Source organism: Rossellomorea arthrocnemi, from assembly GCF_904424705.1.
Classification (GTDB): Bacteria; Bacillota; Bacilli; order Bacillales; family Bacillaceae_B; genus Rossellomorea; species Rossellomorea arthrocnemi.
The window spans coordinates 1-653 of record NZ_CAJGBF010000054.1; the positions used below are offsets into that span (position 1 = coordinate 1).

The 653-nt window shown below is 46.9% G+C and carries 4 tRNA genes; all 4 read left to right on the forward strand.

The window, feature by feature from the left end:
• Positions 1 to 38 precede the first annotated feature (38 nt).
• The 4 genes from BAA9072_RS23880 (at position 39) to BAA9072_RS23895 (ending at position 444) form a co-directional block, all read left to right on the forward strand.
• Positions 39 to 127: transfer RNA gene (locus BAA9072_RS23880), tRNA-Leu, on the forward strand.
• A 72-nt stretch (positions 128 to 199) separates the two neighbouring features.
• A tRNA-Arg gene (locus BAA9072_RS23885) sits at positions 200 to 276 on the forward strand.
• 7 nt (positions 277 to 283) lie between these two features.
• Positions 284 to 360, forward strand: a tRNA-Pro gene (locus tag BAA9072_RS23890).
• Between the two features lie 8 nt (positions 361 to 368).
• Positions 369 to 444, forward strand: a tRNA-Ala gene (locus tag BAA9072_RS23895).
• Positions 445 to 653: the final 209 nt, after the last annotated feature.

Sequence of the window (653 nt, forward strand, 5' to 3'; positions counted from 1 at the left end):
GTCGCGGGTTCGAATCCCGTCTTCCGCTCCAAGAACTTGCCGGGGTGGCGGAACTGGCAGACGCACAGGACTTAAAATCCTGCGGTAGGTGACTACCGTACCGGTTCGATTCCGGTCCTCGGCACCAGAGTTTTTTGCGAATGCAAAATAACGTTCATTAATTGCAATATCCATATACTATTAATGAAGAGACAAATATGCGCCCGTAGCTCAATTGGATAGAGCGTTTGACTACGGATCAAAAGGTTAGGGGTTCGACTCCTCTCGGGCGCGCCATATATATCGGGAAGTAGCTCAGCTTGGTAGAGCACTTGGTTTGGGACCAAGGGGTCGCAGGTTCGAATCCTGTCTTCCCGACCACCTTATTTGGGGCCTTAGCTCAGCTGGGAGAGCGCCTGCTTTGCACGCAGGAGGTCAGCGGTTCGATCCCGCTAGGCTCCACCAAAAAGTTTTTTAAAATAAGTTATTGACACTCATCTAGTGAAAATGATATGATTATCAAGTCGCTTCAAATAGAAGAGTCAATACATTGAACCTTGAAAACTGAACAAAACAAGACAATACGTCAACGTTAATTCTAGATTTATTTTTAAAGAGCTATTCAAACTTTTATCGGAGAGTTTGATCCTGGCTCAGGACGAACGCTGGCGGCG